Genomic DNA, 19,120 nt, shown 5'->3' on the forward strand with positions numbered 1-19,120 from the left:
GTGAACTGGTGCAACTGCTCAGCGGCCCGCAGCCGAACCGCAAGAACGATGCCCTCGAGTCATTGCCGTTCGAGCAGCTCCTGGCAGGGATCTCAGCCGGCAGGTAGCCCCGAAGCACGGGAAGTGAATGCCTGGCGAATCCCGGTCCTTGGTTGGCCCGAACTAATTTGCGCGGTTGATCGTTGGGGCAAACATGAAATGTCCTGTGGATTCCATTGACCTGGTGATGAGCGAACGAAGCGGCGTGGAGATCGACTACTGCCCGCAATGCAGGGGTGTATGGCTGGACCGTGGGGAGCTGGACAAGATCATTGATCGCGTCGCGGCAGAAACCGGTCCTGGTCCTGCCCGTCCGGCGGCTGCACCGTCCCAGCCCCCCATTGCGCCGCCGCCCCTCTACAATCCGTTCGAATCCCGTCCCCAGCAGCCGCGTTATGACGATAGGGAAAGGCGCGACTATGACCGGCGCGACGGCGATCGGCGTGACAGTTACGATCGCGACGGATATGGCCGCAAGCGTAAGAAAAAGGAAGGCTTCCTTGGGGACCTGTTCGACTTCTAGGGTTTCCTAGTCGTCCAGCAGTTCAATGAACTCCCGGGCCTGTTTGATGGTGATGTCCGAGTGGCGCGTCAGGGCAATGGCAGCGCCCTCGACATCACCGCTTTTGGCGAGCGTCCGGATTCTTCCGTAAATCTCGTCATTGAGCATGTTGCTGCTCACTTCCCGCGTCACCTCGCCCTTGCTGACGATGGCTCGGTATCGGTAGGGGAAGCGCTCCGGCTCGTCATCGTCGTCCGCCAACAGGTCCTTGGCGGGGGCTTCAGGCGTGAACGGCTGCGGGTGCGCGGCGAGGGCTCCCACGGCGTCACGTGACGCACGCAAGCCTTCCCCGGTCGCCTGAAGGTAAAGCTTGATGGCGGCCATGCCCTGTCCGCGGGCGATCAGGGAGTACAGCTGCCGGTGCTGCTCCTGGTTGAGCTTGGCAGCAGACTCCCTGGCAAGTTGCACCGGATCCTTGGGGGCGTTCGCCACTGCTGCGTCCGCCTTGGATTCAGCGGAGCGCTTGGAGAAGGAGCGAATGAGCAGGAGCACGCCCGCAATGACCGCAACGAGGATCAGGAGCGGGATGAGGATGGAATCCATGGCGTTGTCAGAGCCGATCTACGTAGTTCTTGGCGGTAAGGAGGTCTGAGTGGGTTGCTTGGCGCAGGACCTTGATGGCCTCGATCTTCTTCCCGCTGCGGACCAAATTTTGGAGCTCCAAAGCAAGCTGCGGGTTCAGTTGGCCGTTGGGAAGGACAGCGGGCTGGTGGCCGCTTTGGTTGGCTGCGTGTGAGCGTGCGGCCTGCGCCTGGATGGCGGTCCTGGCGTTCTCCGCCTGCTCCCGGTGGCTGGCCTCGTTCTGGCTCGGCTTGGTGGTGGCTTCGATCCGGGCCCGCAATGCCAGCGCCTCCTGCACTTGGGACGCTTGGTGGGCAGCGGAACGGGCCGCGAGTTCCCGCTGGTACCGTTCCGCGTCGGAAACGCCGGTATCGCGCGGTTTGAATGCCGCTGTGAGTCCCCACAACAGGCCTACGAGGACTAGAAGCGGAAGGGCAATCGTCAACACGTCACCAAAGTTCATCCCCATGCTTAGAGCTTATGCCAGAACTTGGTTATCCACAGCACATTCCACGAACGGCATAAGCTTCCGAGAGGGTGGTGTCAAATCCGGACAGCCTTTGTAAGATGCATCACATTTGCGGCATGTTTGGCGTGCTTTCCGCTCTCCATAACGCCCGATGGGGACTGTTGGCTGTGGATTAATTCCCCGCAAAACTTTCTTTAGTCCACAGCATGTGAGCCGTGTTTTCGCAGGTCAGAGGCTTGTTTCCCGTAAAAGAATTTCTCTATCCACAGAGTAACCCACAGTCTGTGCACAACGCTGGGCAGGTATTCCACAGGTTTTCCACAGGGGGTGCCCGGCACCTGCTGTAACGTGTCTGGAGTGTCCATTTTGGACGCGGATATCCCCTCTTGAGTTTCTCCGAGCCCTGCAAAATCCACTACTGGCAGCAGGCCGGCGATATCGGCTGTGGATAACTTGTGGATACGTTATTTTGTCCGCCCTGTCTGGCATTGTCAGAGGCACCAGGCGGACTCCGTAGCCACACACTGCGCTTTACGGGCCGCCAGGGAGTAGATCTCTGCAGCGGTACACAAATGGAGGACGGCTTTGTCAGTTACGCACTTGGACTCAATCGAGGGCACACGCGCTTCGGACTCGAGCCGGAAGCCTCCCCAGGATATCCCCGCTGAACAGTCCGTACTCGGCGGCATGATGCTGTCCAAGGACGCGATTGCGGACGTGGTTGAAATCGTCCGTGGGCACGACTTCTACCGTCCCGCGCACGAGACCATCTATGAGTCCATCATCGACCTCTACGGCCGTGGCGAACCTGCCGACGCCGTCACCGTCTCCGATGAACTCACCAAGCGCGGAGAAATCAACAGGATCGGCGGTCCTGCCTATCTGCATGAGCTCATCCAGACCGTACCCACGGCGGCCAACGCCGGGTACTACGCCGAGATCGTTGCCGAACGAGCGGTCCTTCGCCGCCTCGTCAACGCGGGCACCAAGATCGTCCAGATGGGCTACGGCCAGGACGGCGAAGTGGAAGACCTGGTAAACCAGGCCCAGGCAGAGGTCTATGCGGTAGCGGAAAAACGCACTGCAGAGGATTACGTGGCGTTGAAGGACGTCATGGAGTCCACGGTGGACGAGATCGAGGCCTCCGGCCACCGCGGCGAAGGCATGACCGGTGTTCCTACCGGCTTCTATGAGCTGGACGAACTGACACATGGCCTCCACCCCGGCCAGATGATCGTCATTGCAGCACGTCCCGCCGTGGGTAAGTCCACGTTCGCGTTGGACTTTGCCCGTTCCGCGGCCATCAAGAACAACCTGGCTACCGTCATGTTCTCCTTGGAAATGGGCCGGAACGAGATCGCGATGCGCCTTCTTTCCGCGGAAGCCACTATTGGCCTGCAGGACCTCCGCAAGGGCACCATCAAGGACGAGCAATGGTCCAAGATCGCCACCACCATGGGCCGCATGAACGACGCTCCGCTGTTCATTGATGACAGCCCCAATATGTCGCTCATGGAGATCCGGGCAAAATGCCGCCGCCTGAAGCAGCAGCACGACCTCAAGCTGGTGATCCTGGACTACCTCCAGCTCATGAGCTCCGGCAAAAAGGTGGAATCCCGCCAGCAGGAAGTCTCCGAGTTCTCGCGTGCACTCAAGCTGCTCGCCAAGGAGCTGCAAGTTCCCGTCATTGCCCTGTCACAGCTGAACCGTGGTTCCGAGCAGCGTCAGGACAAGCGCCCCATGGTGTCCGACCTCCGTGAATCCGGCTCGATCGAGCAGGACGCCGACATGGTTATCCTGCTGCACCGTGAAGATGTCTATGACAAGGAATCGCCCCGCGCCGGTGAAGCCGACATCCTCATCGCCAAGCACCGTAACGGTCCCACCAAGGACATTGTGGTTGCCTTCCAGGGCCACTACTCGCGCTTTGCCAATATGGCAGGCGATGCAGGCGCTGGTGGCGGCGGCTTCTAGCCCGTACGGTCTGGTCCAGGGCGACCAAATAAGGCCAGTAGTCTGAGTGGAGTCCGTGTTTGCGGGCGCATCGCTAAGAATTATTGGGGAAACACATGAAGAAAAATTCGCTGCTCGGATTCGGGGCATCGGCACTGGTGATTTTGGCTCTCACGGCTTGTGGTGGTGGGACGGCGGCCCCACAAGGATCAAAGTCCGCCCCGGCCAGCGAGGCTGCTGCTCCGGCGCCGACGCCCGTGAAGCAGTACACCAAGGAAGAGCTCATCGGATTGGTCGGGCAGGTCAAGCTGGCTGATGGCACCACCCCCGCCGTCCTCTCCGGCGACGAGCTGCTGGCGCAGTATGACTCGGTGGTCAAGGGATTCGCGGGAGCCACCATTGAACCCGCCGCCTGCAAGGATCCTTTCCTGCTCGGGGCGCCGCGCACCATCGATGGTTCCGCGGTGGCCGGCACCACCCGCACCAAGGCCAACGGTTTCATCAGCAGTGTCTCCATGACATCCGGCGTCGATGCTGCCCGTCTCCAGGACGATTTGGAGAAGAGCAAGTCCCAGGCGGAGGAGTGCAAAAAGGTGACGTATTCCGCTGAAGGGCAAACCCTCACCACCTCTACTCAAAAGGTCGACGGTGTGGGCAAAGTACCCGGAACAGTGGGTTACAAGACCGTCATGGCCCTCCCTGACGGAAGGGTGGGTGCAATCTACATCGCCCATGCGGTCAAAGATGGTGTCCTGATCTCCGCCACGGCCTCTGCTAGTGACGGTGTGGACGGTGGACCGCAAGCGGCCGGGGCACTCATGGACCAGGCAGCCGCGCTGATCAAGTAGTTCTTGCATTCGGAGGCCGCTCAGGCTGGTGCTTTCCTGCCCTGGGCGGCCTTTTTGGTGCCTCTGGGGCAGGGCAGCCATCAGAACGATTTCGCGGAAGCCGGCGCGGGCGGACGAACGTTCCCGCGCGCTGGAAATCTTCCTCCCACCGCGGGTCAGGCAGCGGACCTTGGTAACTGTAGGCCAGTCCGGAATGTGCTGCCCGGGAGACCTGCCACTTCACCCCAAAATCAGGTAGAAGACCACTGCCAGGCCGGGAAAGAGGGCTTGCCCGATGGCGCTCAAGAGCAAACGCTTTTCCGTCACCCAGAGCCAGAATCCCAAGAAGACATGGCTCGCGCAGCAGAAAAGAACAATGGCTGTACCGCCGGCGGTGTTGCCGGAGTTCAGCATCCACAATCCCACCGCTATGCCAACCCCGAAGGTGATGTTGTAGGCGCCAACGTTCATGGCCCACATGCGCGCGGCACGGACATCGCCAGGTTCTATGAGGAAATAACGGTGAAGGCGCTGATCGCCGTGCCGGAAGATCTCCATCAAGCCGACGATGATTAAGGCCAAGGCCGTAGCCCCTGCCAACACCTGACTCAGTAGATTCATGAGCGCGCCCTCCGGACGGAAGCCAGGACACCCACCTGCCTGTTCGTGGAGAATACGCCGCTGAGGCTTCGGCCAGCAAGAGGTATAGGGTTGTGCGGCATGGCACTGCGATTGGTTCAGGTGAACTTCAAAGCCCGGGATGGTTCTGCTCTCGGGAAGTTTTGGGCTGACGCCCTCGGGTGGGGTATTTCCAGTGAGGGGCCTGGCGTGACCAACCTTGAGCCTTTGGGTTTCAGCTGGCCGGACCCTTCAGCCGTCTGCATTGACGTCGTGACAGTTCCAGACCCGGATGCGGTGAATTACCGGGTGCACCTGGACCTCGCTACCACTTCTGTCGCCCACCAAGCAGAACTGGTTGCGCGACTCAAGGAACTCGGCGCGACTCCGGCGGACATCGGTCAGGGAGACGTTCCATGGACGGTACTCGCCGATCCCGAGGGCAACTTGTTCTGCGTCCTGGAACCCCGCCCGATCTATCAGGACACAGGACCGATTGCCACTGTGGTGGTCAACTGCACCGATCCGCGGGCCATGGCCGGGTTCTGGAGTGGGGCGACAGACTGGACCCTCCATGAGGTGAACGATGACCATGCCAGGCTGCGGTCGTCGTCGGGGGTTGGCCCATATTTGGAGTTGCTCCGCACGCCGGACCCCGATGCACTGCACAACTGCATCCATCTGGACCTGAAGCCGTATCCCGGAGACGACCAGGCGGCTGAAGTGGAGCGGCTGCATGCGCTAGGCGCCTCTGATGCCGATATCGGCCAAGGAGACGTGCCGTGGAGGTGTCTTACGGATCCCGAAGGAAACGAGCTCTGCGTGCTGGGGCCAGGGTGATCCTGAAGGTCAGCCGATCAGGTTGTCGGCAAACACCGCCCCGAAGGCGGCCACCACAATAACGGCATCCATCAGCTGCCAGCGGCCTTCAGCAGGTGGTCCGGCAGCCGGTTTCCGGGCGCCCGGCCACGGATTTCCAGGAGTTCGCGGGCGTGCGCGTGCAGTTTTTTGTCCTCATCGGACACCGGCTCCCAAGCCGGGATGGGCACCGAGGTTCCTGTTTCATCGCGCGCCACCATCACTGTGAGGCAGTAAGTGGTCAGGTTCATTTCACGGGTTTTCGGATCGCCTGAACGGACGTGGACTGCGATGTGCATGCCCTTGGCGCCGGTGTAGACGAGGCGGGCCTCGACTTCCACTACGTGGCCGATCAGCAAGGGCCGGTAGAAGCGGACGCCGCCGGAGAAGACGGCCACGGTGTCCTTGCCGCAGTACCGCGAGGCGCACACATATGCGGCCTCATCGATCCACTTCATGACGATGCCACCGTGGACCTTGCCGCCCCAGTTCACGTCGGTGGGGGACGCCATGAACCGCAGGACGACGCGCTCGGCGGTCCCGGCGTCGGTATATTCCTGGGCGTTCATCGCGTTGACGATCTGCTCCCGGACTTCGATGCGTGCCAAGGCGTGGTCGCGTTGCTCGATCTCAACAGGTGTGGACGGCTCAAACTGGGGGACGGGAATTGGTTTGCCGTCCGGACCTACGGCTACGAAGATGACCATGCATTGGCTGTGCATGGTCTCGGGACCGCCCTTGGGATCACGCGAGCTGACCACCGTGTGGATATGCATGGAGGACCGGCCGGTGTAGACGATGGTGGAGGTCACCTCAACCATGTCGCCGCTGTTGACCGGATCCGTGAAGTGGATGTTGCCTACATAGGCGGTGACACAGTACGACTTCGACCAGCCCACTGCTGCTGCGTACGCTGCCTTGTCCACCCACTCAAGGACGGTGCCGGCGTCGACGGACCCGCTGTGTCCGATGTCCATGGGTGCCGCCAGGAAGCGGAGGGTCACTGAATTGGCGGCGTCATCGCTCATGGTTGGAATCTTACTGTCGGCGGGTTTCTGTTACGTGACTAAGACGTGTGGGTCCGTAGGCGTCAGCTGCGTTGAATTCCCAGGCTGGCGATGAGGTCGGAAGCGGCTGAATTCGTCGGGTCCGTGAATGAGTCGTGCCGGTCCCTGGGTTGTTCCGGTACTGGCACCGATGCCGGTGAGGATGGTCTTCATGCTGCCATTTCTACCATCGAAACGTCCGACCCTCTTTCACGTCCCCTGCCTTAAACGCCAGCGCTCTCTCCCTTTCTTGAAGCAAGGGAGAGAGCGTCGGCGTTTAGGGGCTGCTATGTGATAGAGCGTCGGGGGACGCGGGCGGGGGCCTGACTACGCGAGGACGCGCAGCTTCGACCCTGAGCGGCCGAACAGTGCGGCGTCGGCAGAGATTTTGCCTGCTCCGGCCAGCGCCAAGGCCAAAGCTGCACCGGCGAAGAGCAGCACCAGCTCGTACCCGCCGTTGCCGACGAAGACGCCGGCCGGCGCGTGCACCAGGAAGAGTGCGCCGAGCATGTTGACGGCCAGGAGGGCTGCAAATACCCGGGTCAGAAGCCCGATGATCAATGCGATGCCGCCCACCAGTTCCAGCGTTGCAACAATCGGGGCAACGGCTGAAGCGCCGGGGACGCCCATCTGCGCGAAGGAGGCCTGGGTGCCTGCGATAGTGAATTCGTTGAACTTCTGCCAACCGTGCGCGGCGAAGAGAAATCCTGCAATAACGCGCAGGATGGTCAGGGCTGTGGTGGTCAAGCTGGACTTGTTCATAGCTTCAACCATCCAAGAGATAACTTGAAGTGTCAACTAATCATGGCTTTTTATGACCAAATTCCCAGCTACCCGTTTTCCCGCCGCTCAAGATAGCGCGCATCCGGCTCCGCGAATCCGAACTGTTTGTACAGCCCATGGGCATCGCCGGTGTGAAGCATCCAGCGGAAGTTTGCCCCCGGCCCGTCCTCGATCATTTCCCGCACTATGGCCTTGCCCAGCGACAGGCCGCGCGCGGATTCATGGACGTAAACATCGGCCAGGTAGGCGATGGCGACGCCGTCGGAAAAGGCCCGGGCGTAACCAACCATGGCCCCGGTGACGGCATCATAGGCGCCCACAATCCGCCAGGCGTTATCCAACTGGGCCTCCACGTCGTCGCGCGTACGCCATTTCCCCCAGTAGACATTGGTGGAGAGTTCCGCCCAGAGCCACTCGCGATCCACGCGGTCCTTATCCGCCGAGAGAACGTAGGTCATTTCCGGGCACCCCTGGCACGAACCAAACGGCTGCGGCGGGGCTTCGCCTGAAGCCACGGCTGCAGCAGCCTGGTGGTGATGGGAAGGAAAATGTACGTCATCAGCGGCGTGAGGATCACGATGTTGAGGAGAACCGAGAACACCAGCGGCCAGTCCTGCGTCAACGGGTGCAGCAGGAAATTGGCCAGCAGGCTCAGGGGGAAGAACGGCAGGAAGATGCTGATGGCCTGCTTCCAACGCGGCGGCACCACCGTTTCGGGCACTACCACCGAGACGTCGCCAGGCTGCGAGAACCAGCCCTCAATCCCCGTGTGACGCTCCACCCGGGTGGTTTCCATCATGTCCCTGGCGCTGTCAATCCACCAACGCCGTTCCTCGGAGTCCTCCCACTCCTGCAGCGACTCGGCGTCTGAGAAGCGATAAAGCATGTGCCATTCAGTGGAATCCACCCCATTGCGAACCCACCCCGACCCCAAATATCCGGGCCATTCGCGGGCGAGTTCCTGGCCGGCATGGGCCCACGCGTTGGCTTGGCGGGTGTAGCCCGGGAGGATGGTGCGGGCTACGGAAACGGTGACGGGATGCTCATGTGACACGGCCCAAATGTACCCGGCCCGCGGCGGACTAGTCTGGTTTAGTGCCTCAAACCACAACCGCCCCCACCCGCTCCAACGCCCGCGAGATCCTCCGCCTGGCCGTCCCCGCGTTCGGCGCACTCATAGCCGAGCCCCTGTTCCTGCTGGCCGACTCGGCAATCGTCGGGCATCTGGGCGTCGACCAACTGGCCGGCGTGGGGCTCGCGTCCACCATTCTGCACACCGCCGTGGGGCTGATGGTCTTCCTGGCCTACTCGACGACGCCGGCAGTGGCCCGCGCGATCGGCGACGGCAAGTTGGGCAAGGCTTTGGCAGCAGGGCGCGACGGCGTGTGGCTGGCGCTGTTGCTCGGATTGGCGCTCGCAGTGGTTGGTTTTGTGGCGGCCGAGCCCCTGGTGGGGTTCATGGGAGCCACTGGAGACGTTCGCCAGTTCGCCGTCGATTATCTGCGCTGGTCCATGCCTGGCCTGGCCGCGATGCTCCTCATTTTTGCCGGCACGGGTGTTCTTCGCGGACTCCAGGACACCCGGACCCCGCTTGTCGTGGCAACTGCGGGCTTTGCCGTGAACATCGCCCTGAACCTGTTCTTCGTGTACGGATTGAACATGTCTGTGGCTGGTTCCGCAATCGGTACCAGCATCGCCCAATGGGCCATGGCTGCCGTCTATCTGGTGATGGTCAGCCGCAATGCCCGGCAACACGGCGTGTCCTTGCGACCCGACTGGCATGGCATCCGCGCCATGACCAAGGTGGGTTCGTGGCTCATGCTCCGCACCCTCAGCCTTCGCCTCGCCATCCTCGCCACGGTCTTGGTGGTCACAGCCCAAGGCGCCGTGAACCTCGCGGCCCACCAGTTGGCCATGACTATTTTCTCGTTCCTCGCCTTCGCCCTGGATGCCCTGGCCATTGCCGCGCAGGCCTTGATCGGCAAGGAACTTGGCGCCCGGAACGCCGGCCGGGTCCGGGAACTGACGCGCACCATGATCCGCTGGGGCCTCGGATTCGGCGTGATCACCGGCGTGCTCCTGGCCATTGCGGCACCCTGGGCCGGGTACCTCTTCACCCCTGACGCCGGTGTCCGCTCGGCCCTCACCGTCGCCCTTTGGGTGCTCGCGCTGGGACAGCCCCTGGCAGGCTACGTTTTCGTCCTCGACGGAGTCCTTATCGGCGCCGGCGACGCGCGGTATCTGGCGATTGCCGGCGTCGTAAATCTGGCCGTCTATGTGCCGCTGTTGGTGGCAGTCCACCAACAAAGGCCCGACGGCGAGGCGGGGCTCCTGTGGCTGTGGGCGGCGTTTGCGCTGGGCTACATGCTGGCCCGCGGGGTGACTTTGGGGCTGCGTGCACGTACGGATCGGTGGATGGTGCTGGGTTCGCACTAAACTGGACGGGTGACTCTCCCAGCGACTCCTGCCCAGACTCCTTCTGCCTCCGCGGACGGACTCTGGAAACCCGTGCTGATCCGTGCCACCGTGGCACTGGTGTTCGGCGCGGTCACGATCTTCTGGGCTACCCCCTCGGTGCATGTCCTGGCGTGGGCCGTGGGCTTGTATCTGCTCGCCACCGCCGGGGCCGTGTGGATGGCCCGCGCTTTGCCGGTGGCGGTACCTGTGGTGGTGGCTCTGGGTGGGGTTGGCGCGTTGGTAACCCAGTCGGACGCGGGCGTAGCTTTGTCGGCAATGCTGGCTCTGCTGGTGCTGGGGCTCCTTGAATTCGCCCATGGTTTCCGGAAACGGGACATGTTGGCGCGCGACTGGCTCGTTTCCGGCGTCATTTCCGTGGGAACCGCAGTGTTGTTGCCCTTCTTCACCTCGCTCGGGGCGCATGCGCTGCTGGGGGTTGCCGGTGGTGGGGCCATCATTTCCGGGGTCCTATGGATTCTGTCCGGGCTGACTTTGCGTCACGATGCCAAAACAGCCTCCGGCACTTCCCCGGCCGCTGCTCCCGGCGCTTCGCCCGAGGCCGTAAACTAGTAGCTGGACGTTCTACTCGTTGTAGAACTTTTGCAGACCGGCGGGCACGAACCGCCATCATTGGAGGAATGACCGTGGCTGACCAGACACCAGGAGAACCGCGCAAGATGCGGACCTCGGTCAAGGGACCGCTCATGTTCTCCGCGTTCTTTGCAGTACTGGCTTTCGTGGCTGTTCTCATCTTCGCTTCCGGCGGCAGCGCGAAGGCCCCGCGGTTCGACCTCGCCTTCACCGGCGCCGGCATCGCGTTCATCGTGAGCCTCGTTGTGGCGGCCATGTTGTCCATGAGCCACAAGGAAAACGCCGACCACCTCGGCAAGGGATCCGGAGTCAACCTCAGTTCCAAGCGTCCCGGGCACGGTGGTCCGGGGGCTCCGGACGACGAGACTGAAGCGCCCGACGCCGGCCGCTAACCTACGAGCGCTTCCTCACCTTGGTGGGGGAGCGCTTTTTTGTTGGCGCTGCTGGTCTCTGCCTTCAACGGTGCGGCAGCTGGTTCGAGGGATCAGGCCGCTCTTGATTTCTTCGACCACCGAAGGGGGAGCGACGCGTTGACCAGGAGAAGGGCCGCGAGAAGCCAGCCGGCGCATAGGAGGTTGGGGTCCGGGGTGACGGTGTCATAGGCGATTCCGTCCAAGTCGCCAACCTGGCGGACTGTAATAACGAATCCGGCCGCCATGAGGCCGACGGTGATGGTTGCCAGAGACGCATATACGCGCAGGTTTCCTGACCACCAACGGTTCACTGCGGGGATGAGTCGAAGCGGCAGGCCGACAACAACCGCGGCCACGATCGCCAACGGCGGAATGATGAGGCCGCTCAGCGCCAGACCGATGAAACTTAGCAGCCCGTCATAGCCCACCATCAAAGAAATCTGGAAGCTAGCCCAGGCCGGTGCGAGCACTGCGAAGGCGAGGGCCAGTTGGCTGAAAGGTGCCAGGCCTGTGCTGCCTGACCGCTCCCGGGGAAGTTCCCGCAGGGTCAAAGGCCGTGGGGCGCCAGGCTGTGGCAGTGGTTGCCGGTTGCCTGCGGATGATGCCTTTCCGCGACAACCGGATATCTGGGTGGTCCCAAGGGGTTGGTTGGCGGTTCCGCGGCTGACCCGCCGTGGAGGTCACTCATGGTGCCATGCTCCCCACGTCGGTGCGCTTCTTGAATCGGAGAGGGAGCGAAGCGTTCACAGCCAGGAATGTGATGATGAAGCAGCCGGCGGCCACAAGTCCCATGTCGGGGGTCACCTCGTCGTATGGCATTCCGTCGATCACCCCCGTTTGGCGAATCCGCCGGGAATAGCCCGAAATCATGAGGACTGTCGCGGCGGCAGCGAGCAAGCTGTAACAGCGGCCATTTCCCATCCACCAGCGTGAAAGGCGTTGGTTGAGTCGCAGCGGCAGGCCAGTCAGCAATGCCAGGCCGATAGCAAAGACCGGAACATGGGTCACGGCGAATAAGACGCCAAGTATGGTGTCGACGCCGATCATCGGCGGCGTTAGCATCGCAGCAATCCAAGCCGTAGCTACGAATGGGTAAACGACGGCAATTTGCCGGAAAGAAGCAACACGCAACCTGGTTTGTCCGTGGTGATTGATTCCAGGCCGGATGTGTTGTTCCCCCATGCCCGCCATTATGCCCTTCTATTCGCCCTCGGCAGCCTTCCTGGCCCGGTATGCGGCGACGTGGGCGCGGTTGGCGCAGTTGCCGGTGTCGCAGTAGAGCTTGGAGCGGTTGCGGCTGAGGTCCAGCACCACGGCGTCGCAGTCCTCTGCAGCGCACACCCGCATGCGCTCCATTTCCCTGCTGCGGATCACGTCGATGATGCCCATGGCGGCTTCGGTGCCCATCCGGTCTGCCAGGGGAGCTTCGGGGGTGGTGGCGTGGAGGTGCCAGTCCCAGTGATCGTGCTTTACCAGTTGGGGGAGTGCCTTGGCGTCGGCCAGGATCTTGTTGACGGACTTTGCGGCCGTGTCCTCATCGGCGCTCCAGAGTGCCGTGAGTTCACTCCGAAGTCGCTTGATGCTGTTCAGCTCGGCAGGGGAATTGACCCGCGAACCCGTGAACTCTTCCGCCTTCAGGAACGCATCGAGGTCCTCAAGGGTGACGAGTGATTCCTGCCCATTGGCTGCCGTGTTGATCAGATTGACGACGCTGCGAAGGGCAACTTCGGTGTCAGGCGCAAAAAGCACTTTGACTCCTTACAAGTTTCGGGAGTACTGTCATGACCATTAGCCCACTTTACTCCTGACAGGAGGCTGCTGTGTCAGCTCCAACGACGAAGGCTGATGCAAAAGGTTTCCTGGCATCAGGACTCGGCATCGCACTCTTTTCTTCCGCTGTCTTCGGCACGTCCGGCTCATTCGCCAAGTCGATGCTGGAAACCGGCTGGTCACCCGGCGCCGCAGTTGCCGTGCGCCTTACAGGTGCCGCGCTGATTCTGCTGATACCCGCCGTCGTGGTTCTCCGCGGCCGTTGGCACCAACTCAAGGACAACTGGCTCACCATCCTGCTCTTCGGACTGATCGGCGTGGCAGGCTGCCAACTGTTTTACTTCAACGCCGTGGCGCGGTTGTCTGTGGGCGTAGCACTGCTGCTGGAGTACCTGGCTCCGGTGATGATTGTGCTGTGGCTCTGGATCGCCAGCCGACGACGGCCGCGCGCGCTCACAGCTGCCGGGGCCCTGCTGTCCCTTGGCGGCCTGGTCCTGGTGCTTGACCTGACCGGTGCCGTGAAGGTGGACTTCATCGGCGTCCTGTGGGGCATGGCTGCGGCCGTGTGCCTGGTGATCTACTTCTTCATTACCGCCAAGGAGAATGACACCCTGCCTCCACTGGTACTCGCTTCCGGCGGCCTCCTGGTCGGTGCAGTGGTGATGTGGCTGGTAGGCCTGTTGGGGCTGCTGCCCATGACGTTCAGCGCTGCCGACACAACCCTTGGCCCGTGGACCACTCCATGGTGGGTATCCGCCGTCGGGCTCATTATCCTGGCCACAGTGCTCGCCTACGTTTCAGGAATCATGGCGGCCCGCAGCCTGGGTTCCAAAGTAGCGTCGTTCGTCTCACTGACCGAAGTGCTGTTCGCCGTGATCTGGGCATGGCTGCTGCTGGGCGAACTTCCTGGACCCATTCAGTTGCTGGGCGGCCTCCTCATTGTGGGCGGCGTGGTCCTGGTCCGGGTTGACGAGCTCCGGGGCGACCGCCGCGCCGCCCGGGTTTTGGACCACCCGAACGACGTCGAACCCGTCCCGAGCGGTTCGGTCACCGAAGCGCCCCGCAGCTAAGCCGGAGGAATCCCGGGCTTGTTCGAAATCTCCGCCGAACAACGGCAGCGTGTGCGAACAACGCCGGGACTCGTTGCTCCCTTAACAGCAAAGAACCCGGACGCTGGTGCGTCCGGGTTCTTCCCAACTGTCTTAGTTGGAAGCCTGCTGCTGCTGCTCAGCGTTCTTCTGAGCGCGGTCGCCGGCTTCGCGAAGTGCGTCGGCAACCTTCTTCAGGTTCGAAGCGTGCTGGCTGTCCCACTCGCCGCGGAACTTGTCAGCGTCCGGGCCCTTCCAGTCGGTGCCATCAAGCGCGCCCTTGAGCTGTGAACGCTGCTGCTCGATGTTCTCGGCACCTGCCTTCAGCTTGTTACCGAGCTGACGAAGCTGATCAACATCTGCACCCCAAATAGCCATGAGATTCTCCTTCATTTGTTCGGACCCGAGCTCTTCGGCATCCCCAGCGGCCTCCGGCTCATCCGGAAGATCCAATAACTAAAACCTATCCCGGGAATCCAAAAACCGTCGATGGGCACCCCTCCCCATGCAGCACTGCCCATAGTTAGCATGGGGTTATGTGCCGCAATATCAGGACCCTGCATAACTTCGAACCGCATGCCACAAATGCCGAAGTGGAGGCCGCAGCGCTGCAGTATGTGCGCAAAATCAGCGGATCCACCAAGCCCTCCAAGGCCAACGAGGAAGCCTTCGCAGAGGCTGTCCACGAGATCGCGCATATTACGCAGCATCTCCTGGACTCCTTGGTGAGCAATGCTCCGGCGAAGAACCGGGACGAGGAAGCAGCCAAGGCAAAGGCCCGGTCGGCCGTCCGTTTCGGGACAGCCTAGCCGGGCCCTGCTTCCGTTCCTGGGGCTACTTCCCGAAGGAGCGCAGCCTCAGCGAGTTGGCTACTACCAGCACCGAGCTCGCTGCCATCGCTGCGCCGGCGATCATGGGGTTCAGGAATCCCAGTGCCGCCACCGGAATGCCGATCGCGTTGTAGAAGAACGCCCAGAACAGGTTGGTCTTGATGGTGGACAGCGTTTTGCGGGACAGCTCAATCGCCTGCACCAGCTGACCAAGGTCGCTGCCCATCACCGTGAGATCGGATGCCTCGATGGCAACATCCGTCCCCGAGCCCATCGCGATGCCAAGGTCCGACTGTGCCAAGGCTGCAGCGTCATTCACACCGTCACCGGCCATGGCTACCGTGGCGCCGGAGGCCTGAAGCTTCCGGACTGCCTCGACCTTGCCCTCGGGCAGGACGCCTGCGAAGACATCGTCCGCTGAAATCCCGACGGCGGCCGCTACTTGCGCGGCCACGGCAGCGTTATCGCCGGTCAACAGGATGGGGCGGATGCCCAGGTCCTTCAACTTTTGGATTGCCGCTGCCGAACCGGGCTTGATGGTATCGCTCAGGCTGATGATGCCGGCCGGTTGGCCGTCAACGGCAACCCAGATTGCCGTGGCGCCCGCGTTTTCCTCTGCAGCGAGTGCTTCCCGCTGGCTGGAGTCGAGCGTGATGCCGTTCTCCTCGAGCCAACCGAAGCGTCCCACAACCACGGTCTTGGTGGTTCCCTCGAAAGCAACGGTTCCCCGGACGCCGCCGCCCGGAGCGGAACTGAAGCCCTCGACGCGAGGCAGGCTGCCGCCGTCGTGCGTTGCTTCCTGCGCCGAGGCCGCAATCGCGTGGGCGATCGGGTGCTCAGAGGCGGCTTCAACCGCTCCGGCCAGTGCCAGGACGGCGGCCTGGGAGTAGCCGTTGAGGCCCACAGCGTGGTCCACGGCGAGCTTTCCGCTGGTCACGGTGCCCGTCTTGTCCAGCAGGATGGTGTCCACGTGCCGGGTATCCTCAAGAACCTGCGGCCCCTTGATGAGAATGCCCAGCTGGGCTCCACGGCCCGTTCCAGTCAGCAGCCCCACCGGAGTCGCCAGGCCCAAGGCACAGGGGCAGGCGATCACCAGGACCGCGACGGCGGCCGTGAAGGCTGCGTTGAGGTCACCGGAGAAGAACAGCCACAGCAGGAACGTCGCCAGGGCGATAACCAGCACGATCGGCACGAACACCGAACTGATCCTGTCCGCCAACCGGGCGATTGGCGCCTTTCCGGTCTGCGCCTGGCTGACCAGTCGACCCATCTGGGCGAGTGTCGTGTCCGAGCCAACGCGGGTTGCCCGCACCAGCAGGCGTCCCGAGGTGTTGATGGTAGCGCCCGTCACGGCGCTTCCCGGGCCGACTTCCACCGGCACCGACTCGCCGGTCACCAGTGAAGCATCGACGGCGGAAGCACCATCCGTGACCACACCATCGGTGGCGATCTTCTCGCCGGGGCGGACCACTATGACGTCATCCACCAGGAGTTGATCGGCTGGGATCTTCTGCTCCACGCCGTCCACCAGGATGGTGGCGTCCTTGGCGCCCAAATTCAGCAGGGCCTTGAGAGCATTGCCGGCCTTGGCCTTCGCATTCGCCTCAAGGTAGCGGCCCAGCAGCAGGAACGTGGTGACCACCGCGGCGACCTCGAAGTACAGCCCGCCGCCGGACATGTTTTCCATGCCGGGGTGTTCAGTCATCCGGGGATCCGTGAACAACTGCCACGCCGAGTACAGGTACGCGGCGATGACACCGATGGAGACCAGAGTGTCCATGGTGGAGGCGAAGTGACGGGCGTTGACGGCGGCCGCGCGGTGGAACGGCCAGGCCGCCCAGCTCACCACCGGCAAGGCCATTGCCCCCACAACCCAGCCCCAGTTGGCGAACTGGAGGGCGGGGATCATGGAGATGGCAAACACTGGAATTGTCAGAAGCGCCGCAACGATCAGGCGCGGGCGGAGCGTCGAGGCGGAGGGCCCGTGCTCCATGTGATTTTCGTGCTCGGCGCCGCCGGAAGCGTGTCCGGCTTCCATCGCCTCGCTTCCGTGGTGGTGCTCATGGGAGCGGGGTTCGCGGGTGTGTGGCGCAGGGGCTTGGCGGACGGTGGCTTTGTAGCCTGTCGCGTTGACCGTGTCCACGATTTGCTGGTCTGTCACGGTTGCCGGGACGGTGACGTGGGCTGATTCGAGGGGCAAGTTGACGCTGGCCTCGACTCCTTCAAGTTTGCCCAGTTTTCGTTCCACTCGATTGACGCACGAGGCGCAGGTCATGCCCTCGATGTCCAGCTCGATGACCCTGTGTGCAGGTTGGTTGAAAGTCTCCTGGCTACTCAAGAGGACTCCTAAGCTTCGTTGGCTACCACCAGGTAGCCGGCTTCTGCCACGGCTTCGCCAATTTCAGACGGCGAGAGCTCCTTGGTTGAGGTGATGGTCACGGTGGACAGTCCACCGGGGTTGAGGTCTACGGCCACATTTTCGACGCCGTTGAGCGACTCAAGTTCTTCGCTCACGCTGGAGACGCAGTGGCCGCAGGTCATGCCGGAAACGTTGACGTTGGTCTGGATGGTCTGGCTCATGGTGGTCTCCTTGGTGGTGAGTTGGATGGTGTGGTGGTTGTTGGCGGAATTACCGCAGCAGGCGCCCGATGGCATCGGTGGCCTCCTTCACTTTGGCGTCGATCTGTTCGGCGCGGGCTTCAGGGTTGGGCTCGGAAGCAGCCCCAACGACGCAATGGCCGATGTGCTCCTCGACGAGTCCCAGGCTGACGGCATGGAGGGCCTTGGTGGCGGCAGCCACTTGGGTGAGGATGTCGATGCAGTATTTGTCGTCCTCCACCATCCGCGCTATTCCGCGGACTTGCCCCTCGATGCGTTTCAGGCGTTTGAGGTACGCGTCCTTGTTGCTGGTGTACCCGTGGGGTGCGGTGTGCTCCGGTTCCACCTCGACGGCGGGTGCATCCGGTTGGCTCATGCTCAGGTCTGGCGTGCTCATACTTAGAATCTATACCCATGGGGGGTATGCGTCAAGTACCCCCTAGGGGTATTCCTTCGGGAATTGGGCCTGGGGTAAAGCCCTGACTCGTCCCATACTGGAGTCAGCGCCGTCGATGCTGGTTAATCGCTGGCGCATGCACCGGGGGAGCGATGTCGGAAGGGTGAGGAAGATGGCGGTTTTCGTACTGATTCATGGTGGAGGCTCCACGTCGTGGGACTGGCACTTGGTCCAGCCCCTGCTCGAGGCTGCGGGCCATGAGGCTATTGCTGTGGACCTGCCCATCGAAGACAAGGACGCGATGCTTGAGGACTACACCCGCGCGGCAATGGAGGCGGCCGACGACGCCCGGCACACCATTGTGGTTGGCCACTCGCTCGGCGGTTTCACGGCGCCCCTGGTCTGCGATGAACTCAATTCGGACGGCCTGGTGTACCTCTCGGCAATGATTCCCATGCCGGGTGAGACCTTCGGTGAATGGTGGACCAATACCGGACATGATCGCGAAACCATCCCCGACGAGGCCTTCTTCAACCTCGTCCCTGAGGATCTTGCACAGCAGGCCCGGAACAAGGAACGCGATCAGCAGGGGGCCTGGATGTCTGGACCTTGGCCTGGCCACCATCCGGACGTGCCCACACTGGCCATTCTGTGCCGTGACGACCAGTTCTTCCCGGCGTCGTTCATGCGGCGCCAAGTACAGGATCGGTTGGGAATCGAACCGGTGGAGATCCAGGGAGGCCATTACGCCACACTGAGCCACCCGGATGCTGTGGCTGCGGCGTTGGACGACTTCGCCCAGGGGATCGCAAAGACACGACCCGCGTGAACGTCTAAACCGGGCCGCTCTTCGGTGGACCCACGGAGTGGCTGAACCCCGCAAAAAAGCTTGACGTCGGCACCCGCCCGGGTGCCGACGTCGAACGTTACTTATGTTGTGAGCACCTACCGAAGCGTCGGCGTCGACCCTGCGTCCGGCCGGAACTCATCCAAGGCCGGGAGCGCGCGGTTGTTGTAGTCGAACATGGCCTGGTTTTCCCAAGCATTGCCGGAGGATGGGTCGGCTGGGTCCCAGCCGTTTCCGGGGACGGATGTCCAGGCCGGCTCCCAGTAGACAGCGCCGAGGCCGCGGCCGCCCGGGGCGGAGGCCACCACATCCTGGACTGCGCGGAAGTTCGCGGCCTGCCCGGACGGCGTGGCCGGGTAACCCTTGACCAGCTGGCCCGGAGTGGCGATGACGTTCTCCCAAGGGGCATTCAG

General features: G+C 62.5%; 25 protein-coding genes and 1 pseudogene. 11 read left to right on the forward strand and 15 right to left on the reverse strand.

Annotated elements, in window-relative coordinates; genetic code table 11:
- Together HP499_RS25065 and HP499_RS07595 are read left to right on the forward strand one after the other, a co-directional pair.
- Positions 1 to 107: pseudogene (locus tag HP499_RS25065) on the forward strand (NADPH-dependent FMN reductase); the annotation flags it as partial.
- A gap of 98 nt (positions 108 to 205) precedes the next feature.
- Positions 206 to 562 (forward strand): zf-TFIIB domain-containing protein, encoded by a 357-nt coding sequence (locus HP499_RS07595; RefSeq protein ID WP_309138351.1) that lies wholly within the window; start codon positions 206 to 208, stop codon positions 560 to 562.
- A gap of 6 nt (positions 563 to 568) precedes the next feature.
- Here the strand turns inward: HP499_RS07595 and HP499_RS07600 are convergent, their stop codons facing one another.
- Together HP499_RS07600 and HP499_RS07605 are read right to left on the reverse strand one after the other, a co-directional pair.
- The gene (locus HP499_RS07600; protein WP_172323440.1) at positions 569 to 1,144 is read right to left on the reverse strand and encodes a hypothetical protein; all 576 of its coding nucleotides are present in this window, start codon (positions 1,142 to 1,144) and stop codon (positions 569 to 571) included.
- A gap of 7 nt (positions 1,145 to 1,151) precedes the next feature.
- The gene (locus HP499_RS07605) at positions 1,152 to 1,625 is read right to left on the reverse strand and encodes a hypothetical protein (protein WP_172323472.1); all 474 of its coding nucleotides are present in this window, start codon (positions 1,623 to 1,625) and stop codon (positions 1,152 to 1,154) included.
- Positions 1,626 to 2,216: 591 nt separating this feature from the next.
- On the opposite strand from HP499_RS07605, the gene dnaB reads away from it, so the two are divergent.
- Both dnaB and HP499_RS07615 read left to right on the forward strand, forming a co-directional pair.
- Complete coding sequence (dnaB, locus tag HP499_RS07610; protein ID WP_089597011.1) at positions 2,217 to 3,605, forward strand: replicative DNA helicase; 1,389 nt, start codon at positions 2,217 to 2,219, stop codon at positions 3,603 to 3,605.
- A 95-nt stretch (positions 3,606 to 3,700) separates the two neighbouring features.
- On the forward strand, positions 3,701 to 4,432 hold the full coding sequence (locus HP499_RS07615) for a hypothetical protein (protein ID WP_172323442.1): 732 nt from the start codon (positions 3,701 to 3,703) through the stop codon (positions 4,430 to 4,432).
- Between the two features lie 219 nt (positions 4,433 to 4,651).
- Here HP499_RS07615 and HP499_RS07620 read toward each other — a convergent pair whose 3' ends face one another.
- Positions 4,652 to 5,032: a DUF1304 family protein gene (locus HP499_RS07620; protein WP_172323444.1), complete on the reverse strand. Its 381-nt coding sequence runs from the start codon at positions 5,030 to 5,032 to the stop codon at positions 4,652 to 4,654.
- Positions 5,033 to 5,131: 99 nt separating this feature from the next.
- Between HP499_RS07620 and HP499_RS07625 the strand changes: the two genes are divergently transcribed.
- Positions 5,132 to 5,869 carry a VOC family protein gene (locus tag HP499_RS07625; RefSeq protein WP_172323446.1) on the forward strand — a complete coding sequence of 246 codons (738 nt, stop codon included), beginning with the start codon at positions 5,132 to 5,134 and terminating at the stop codon, positions 5,867 to 5,869.
- 71 nt (positions 5,870 to 5,940) lie between these two features.
- On the opposite strand, the gene HP499_RS07630 is transcribed toward HP499_RS07625, so the two are convergent.
- The 4 genes from HP499_RS07630 to HP499_RS07645 form a co-directional block, all read right to left on the reverse strand.
- Positions 5,941 to 6,915, reverse strand: coding sequence for an acyl-CoA thioesterase (locus HP499_RS07630; protein ID WP_172323448.1), 975 nt, complete (start codon positions 6,913 to 6,915; stop codon positions 5,941 to 5,943).
- A gap of 345 nt (positions 6,916 to 7,260) precedes the next feature.
- Positions 7,261 to 7,695 (reverse strand): DoxX family protein, encoded by a 435-nt coding sequence (locus HP499_RS07635; RefSeq protein ID WP_089597003.1) that lies wholly within the window; start codon positions 7,693 to 7,695, stop codon positions 7,261 to 7,263.
- Positions 7,696 to 7,763: 68 nt separating this feature from the next.
- Positions 7,764 to 8,174 (reverse strand): GNAT family N-acetyltransferase, encoded by a 411-nt coding sequence (locus HP499_RS07640; protein WP_172323449.1) that lies wholly within the window; start codon positions 8,172 to 8,174, stop codon positions 7,764 to 7,766.
- Complete coding sequence (locus tag HP499_RS07645) at positions 8,171 to 8,770, reverse strand: antibiotic biosynthesis monooxygenase (RefSeq protein ID WP_172323451.1); 600 nt, start codon at positions 8,768 to 8,770, stop codon at positions 8,171 to 8,173. The genes HP499_RS07640 and HP499_RS07645 overlap by 4 nt, the downstream gene beginning before the upstream one ends.
- Positions 8,771 to 8,811: 41 nt before the next feature.
- Between HP499_RS07645 and HP499_RS07650 the strand changes: the two genes are divergently transcribed.
- From HP499_RS07650 to HP499_RS07660, 3 genes are all read left to right on the forward strand, one after another.
- The gene (locus HP499_RS07650) at positions 8,812 to 10,152 is read left to right on the forward strand and encodes an MATE family efflux transporter (RefSeq protein ID WP_172323453.1); all 1,341 of its coding nucleotides are present in this window, start codon (positions 8,812 to 8,814) and stop codon (positions 10,150 to 10,152) included.
- Positions 10,153 to 10,161: 9 nt separating this feature from the next.
- On the forward strand, positions 10,162 to 10,743 hold the full coding sequence (locus HP499_RS07655) for a DUF308 domain-containing protein (RefSeq protein WP_172323455.1): 582 nt from the start codon (positions 10,162 to 10,164) through the stop codon (positions 10,741 to 10,743).
- Between the two features lie 68 nt (positions 10,744 to 10,811).
- On the forward strand, positions 10,812 to 11,156 hold the full coding sequence (locus tag HP499_RS07660) for a hypothetical protein (protein WP_172323457.1): 345 nt from the start codon (positions 10,812 to 10,814) through the stop codon (positions 11,154 to 11,156).
- A gap of 92 nt (positions 11,157 to 11,248) precedes the next feature.
- Here HP499_RS07660 and HP499_RS07665 read toward each other — a convergent pair whose 3' ends face one another.
- The 3 genes from HP499_RS07665 to HP499_RS07675 form a co-directional block, all read right to left on the reverse strand.
- Positions 11,249 to 11,608, reverse strand: coding sequence for a hypothetical protein (locus HP499_RS07665; RefSeq protein ID WP_172323459.1), 360 nt, complete (start codon positions 11,606 to 11,608; stop codon positions 11,249 to 11,251).
- A gap of 253 nt (positions 11,609 to 11,861) precedes the next feature.
- Complete coding sequence (locus tag HP499_RS07670; protein WP_172323461.1) at positions 11,862 to 12,359, reverse strand: hypothetical protein; 498 nt, start codon at positions 12,357 to 12,359, stop codon at positions 11,862 to 11,864.
- An 18-nt stretch (positions 12,360 to 12,377) separates the two neighbouring features.
- Positions 12,378 to 12,926, reverse strand: coding sequence for a CGNR zinc finger domain-containing protein (locus tag HP499_RS07675; RefSeq protein WP_172323463.1), 549 nt, complete (start codon positions 12,924 to 12,926; stop codon positions 12,378 to 12,380).
- Positions 12,927 to 12,997: 71 nt separating this feature from the next.
- Here HP499_RS07675 and HP499_RS07680 point away from each other — a divergent pair, with 71 nt between their 5' ends.
- On the forward strand, positions 12,998 to 14,017 hold the full coding sequence (locus HP499_RS07680; RefSeq protein ID WP_172323465.1) for a DMT family transporter: 1,020 nt from the start codon (positions 12,998 to 13,000) through the stop codon (positions 14,015 to 14,017).
- A 132-nt stretch (positions 14,018 to 14,149) separates the two neighbouring features.
- Here the strand turns inward: HP499_RS07680 and HP499_RS07685 are convergent, their stop codons facing one another.
- Complete coding sequence (locus HP499_RS07685; RefSeq protein WP_011776688.1) at positions 14,150 to 14,413, reverse strand: WXG100 family type VII secretion target; 264 nt, start codon at positions 14,411 to 14,413, stop codon at positions 14,150 to 14,152.
- 158 nt (positions 14,414 to 14,571) lie between these two features.
- Between HP499_RS07685 and HP499_RS07690 the strand changes: the two genes are divergently transcribed.
- Positions 14,572 to 14,844 (forward strand): DUF2277 domain-containing protein, encoded by a 273-nt coding sequence (locus tag HP499_RS07690; RefSeq protein WP_026541100.1) that lies wholly within the window; start codon positions 14,572 to 14,574, stop codon positions 14,842 to 14,844.
- 25 nt (positions 14,845 to 14,869) lie between these two features.
- Here the strand turns inward: HP499_RS07690 and HP499_RS07695 are convergent, their stop codons facing one another.
- From HP499_RS07695 to HP499_RS07705, 3 genes are read right to left on the reverse strand one after another with little or no spacing between them, the layout of a single operon-like run.
- Positions 14,870 to 17,203: a cation-translocating P-type ATPase gene (locus HP499_RS07695; protein WP_172323466.1), complete on the reverse strand. Its 2,334-nt coding sequence runs from the start codon at positions 17,201 to 17,203 to the stop codon at positions 14,870 to 14,872.
- Between the two features lie 8 nt (positions 17,204 to 17,211).
- Complete coding sequence (locus tag HP499_RS07700; protein ID WP_026541102.1) at positions 17,212 to 17,445, reverse strand: heavy-metal-associated domain-containing protein; 234 nt, start codon at positions 17,443 to 17,445, stop codon at positions 17,212 to 17,214.
- 49 nt (positions 17,446 to 17,494) lie between these two features.
- The gene (locus tag HP499_RS07705; protein WP_026541103.1) at positions 17,495 to 17,860 is read right to left on the reverse strand and encodes a metal-sensitive transcriptional regulator; all 366 of its coding nucleotides are present in this window, start codon (positions 17,858 to 17,860) and stop codon (positions 17,495 to 17,497) included.
- A 172-nt stretch (positions 17,861 to 18,032) separates the two neighbouring features.
- Between HP499_RS07705 and HP499_RS07710 the strand changes: the two genes are divergently transcribed.
- A complete protein-coding gene (locus HP499_RS07710) occupies positions 18,033 to 18,689 on the forward strand; it encodes an alpha/beta fold hydrolase (protein ID WP_172323468.1) in 657 nt (218 codons plus the stop codon).
- Positions 18,690 to 18,805: 116 nt separating this feature from the next.
- Here the strand turns inward: HP499_RS07710 and HP499_RS07715 are convergent.
- The coding region (locus tag HP499_RS07715; protein WP_172323470.1) for a glycosyl hydrolase 53 family protein at positions 18,806 to 19,120 on the reverse strand (315 nt) is incomplete at its 5' end.

This window comes from Paenarthrobacter sp. CM16 (assembly GCF_013179505.1).
Classification (GTDB): Bacteria; Actinomycetota; Actinomycetes; order Actinomycetales; family Micrococcaceae; genus Arthrobacter.

Excerpts from the sequence above, each read along its gene's own strand:
- HP499_RS07600 (WP_172323440.1), bottom strand. The coding sequence starts at position 1,144 with ATGGATTCCATCCTCATCCCGCTCCTGATCCTCGTTGCGGTCATTGCG.
- HP499_RS07605 (WP_172323472.1), bottom strand. The coding sequence starts at position 1,625 with ATGAACTTTGGTGACGTGTTGACGATTGCCCTTCCGCTTCTAGTCCTC.
- HP499_RS07615 (WP_172323442.1), top strand. The coding sequence starts at position 3,701 with ATGAAGAAAAATTCGCTGCTCGGATTCGGGGCATCGGCACTGGTGATT.
- HP499_RS07620 (WP_172323444.1), bottom strand. The coding sequence starts at position 5,032 with ATGAATCTACTGAGTCAGGTGTTGGCAGGGGCTACGGCCTTGGCCTTA.
- HP499_RS07625 (WP_172323446.1), top strand. The coding sequence starts at position 5,132 with ATGGCACTGCGATTGGTTCAGGTGAACTTCAAAGCCCGGGATGGTTCT.
- HP499_RS07630 (WP_172323448.1), bottom strand. The coding sequence starts at position 6,915 with ATGAGCGATGACGCCGCCAATTCAGTGACCCTCCGCTTCCTGGCGGCA.
- HP499_RS07635 (WP_089597003.1), bottom strand. The coding sequence starts at position 7,695 with ATGAACAAGTCCAGCTTGACCACCACAGCCCTGACCATCCTGCGCGTT.
- HP499_RS07640 (WP_172323449.1), bottom strand. The coding sequence starts at position 8,174 with ATGACCTACGTTCTCTCGGCGGATAAGGACCGCGTGGATCGCGAGTGG.
- HP499_RS07660 (WP_172323457.1), top strand. The coding sequence starts at position 10,812 with ATGACCGTGGCTGACCAGACACCAGGAGAACCGCGCAAGATGCGGACC.
- HP499_RS07665 (WP_172323459.1), bottom strand. The coding sequence starts at position 11,608 with ATGGTGGGCTATGACGGGCTGCTAAGTTTCATCGGTCTGGCGCTGAGC.
- HP499_RS07670 (WP_172323461.1), bottom strand. The coding sequence starts at position 12,359 with ATGGGGGAACAACACATCCGGCCTGGAATCAATCACCACGGACAAACC.
- HP499_RS07685 (WP_011776688.1), bottom strand. The coding sequence starts at position 14,413 with ATGGCTATTTGGGGTGCAGATGTTGATCAGCTTCGTCAGCTCGGTAAC.
- HP499_RS07690 (WP_026541100.1), top strand. The coding sequence starts at position 14,572 with ATGTGCCGCAATATCAGGACCCTGCATAACTTCGAACCGCATGCCACA.
- HP499_RS07700 (WP_026541102.1), bottom strand. The coding sequence starts at position 17,445 with ATGAGCCAGACCATCCAGACCAACGTCAACGTTTCCGGCATGACCTGC.
- HP499_RS07705 (WP_026541103.1), bottom strand. The coding sequence starts at position 17,860 with ATGAGCACGCCAGACCTGAGCATGAGCCAACCGGATGCACCCGCCGTC.
- HP499_RS07710 (WP_172323468.1), top strand. The coding sequence starts at position 18,033 with ATGGCGGTTTTCGTACTGATTCATGGTGGAGGCTCCACGTCGTGGGAC.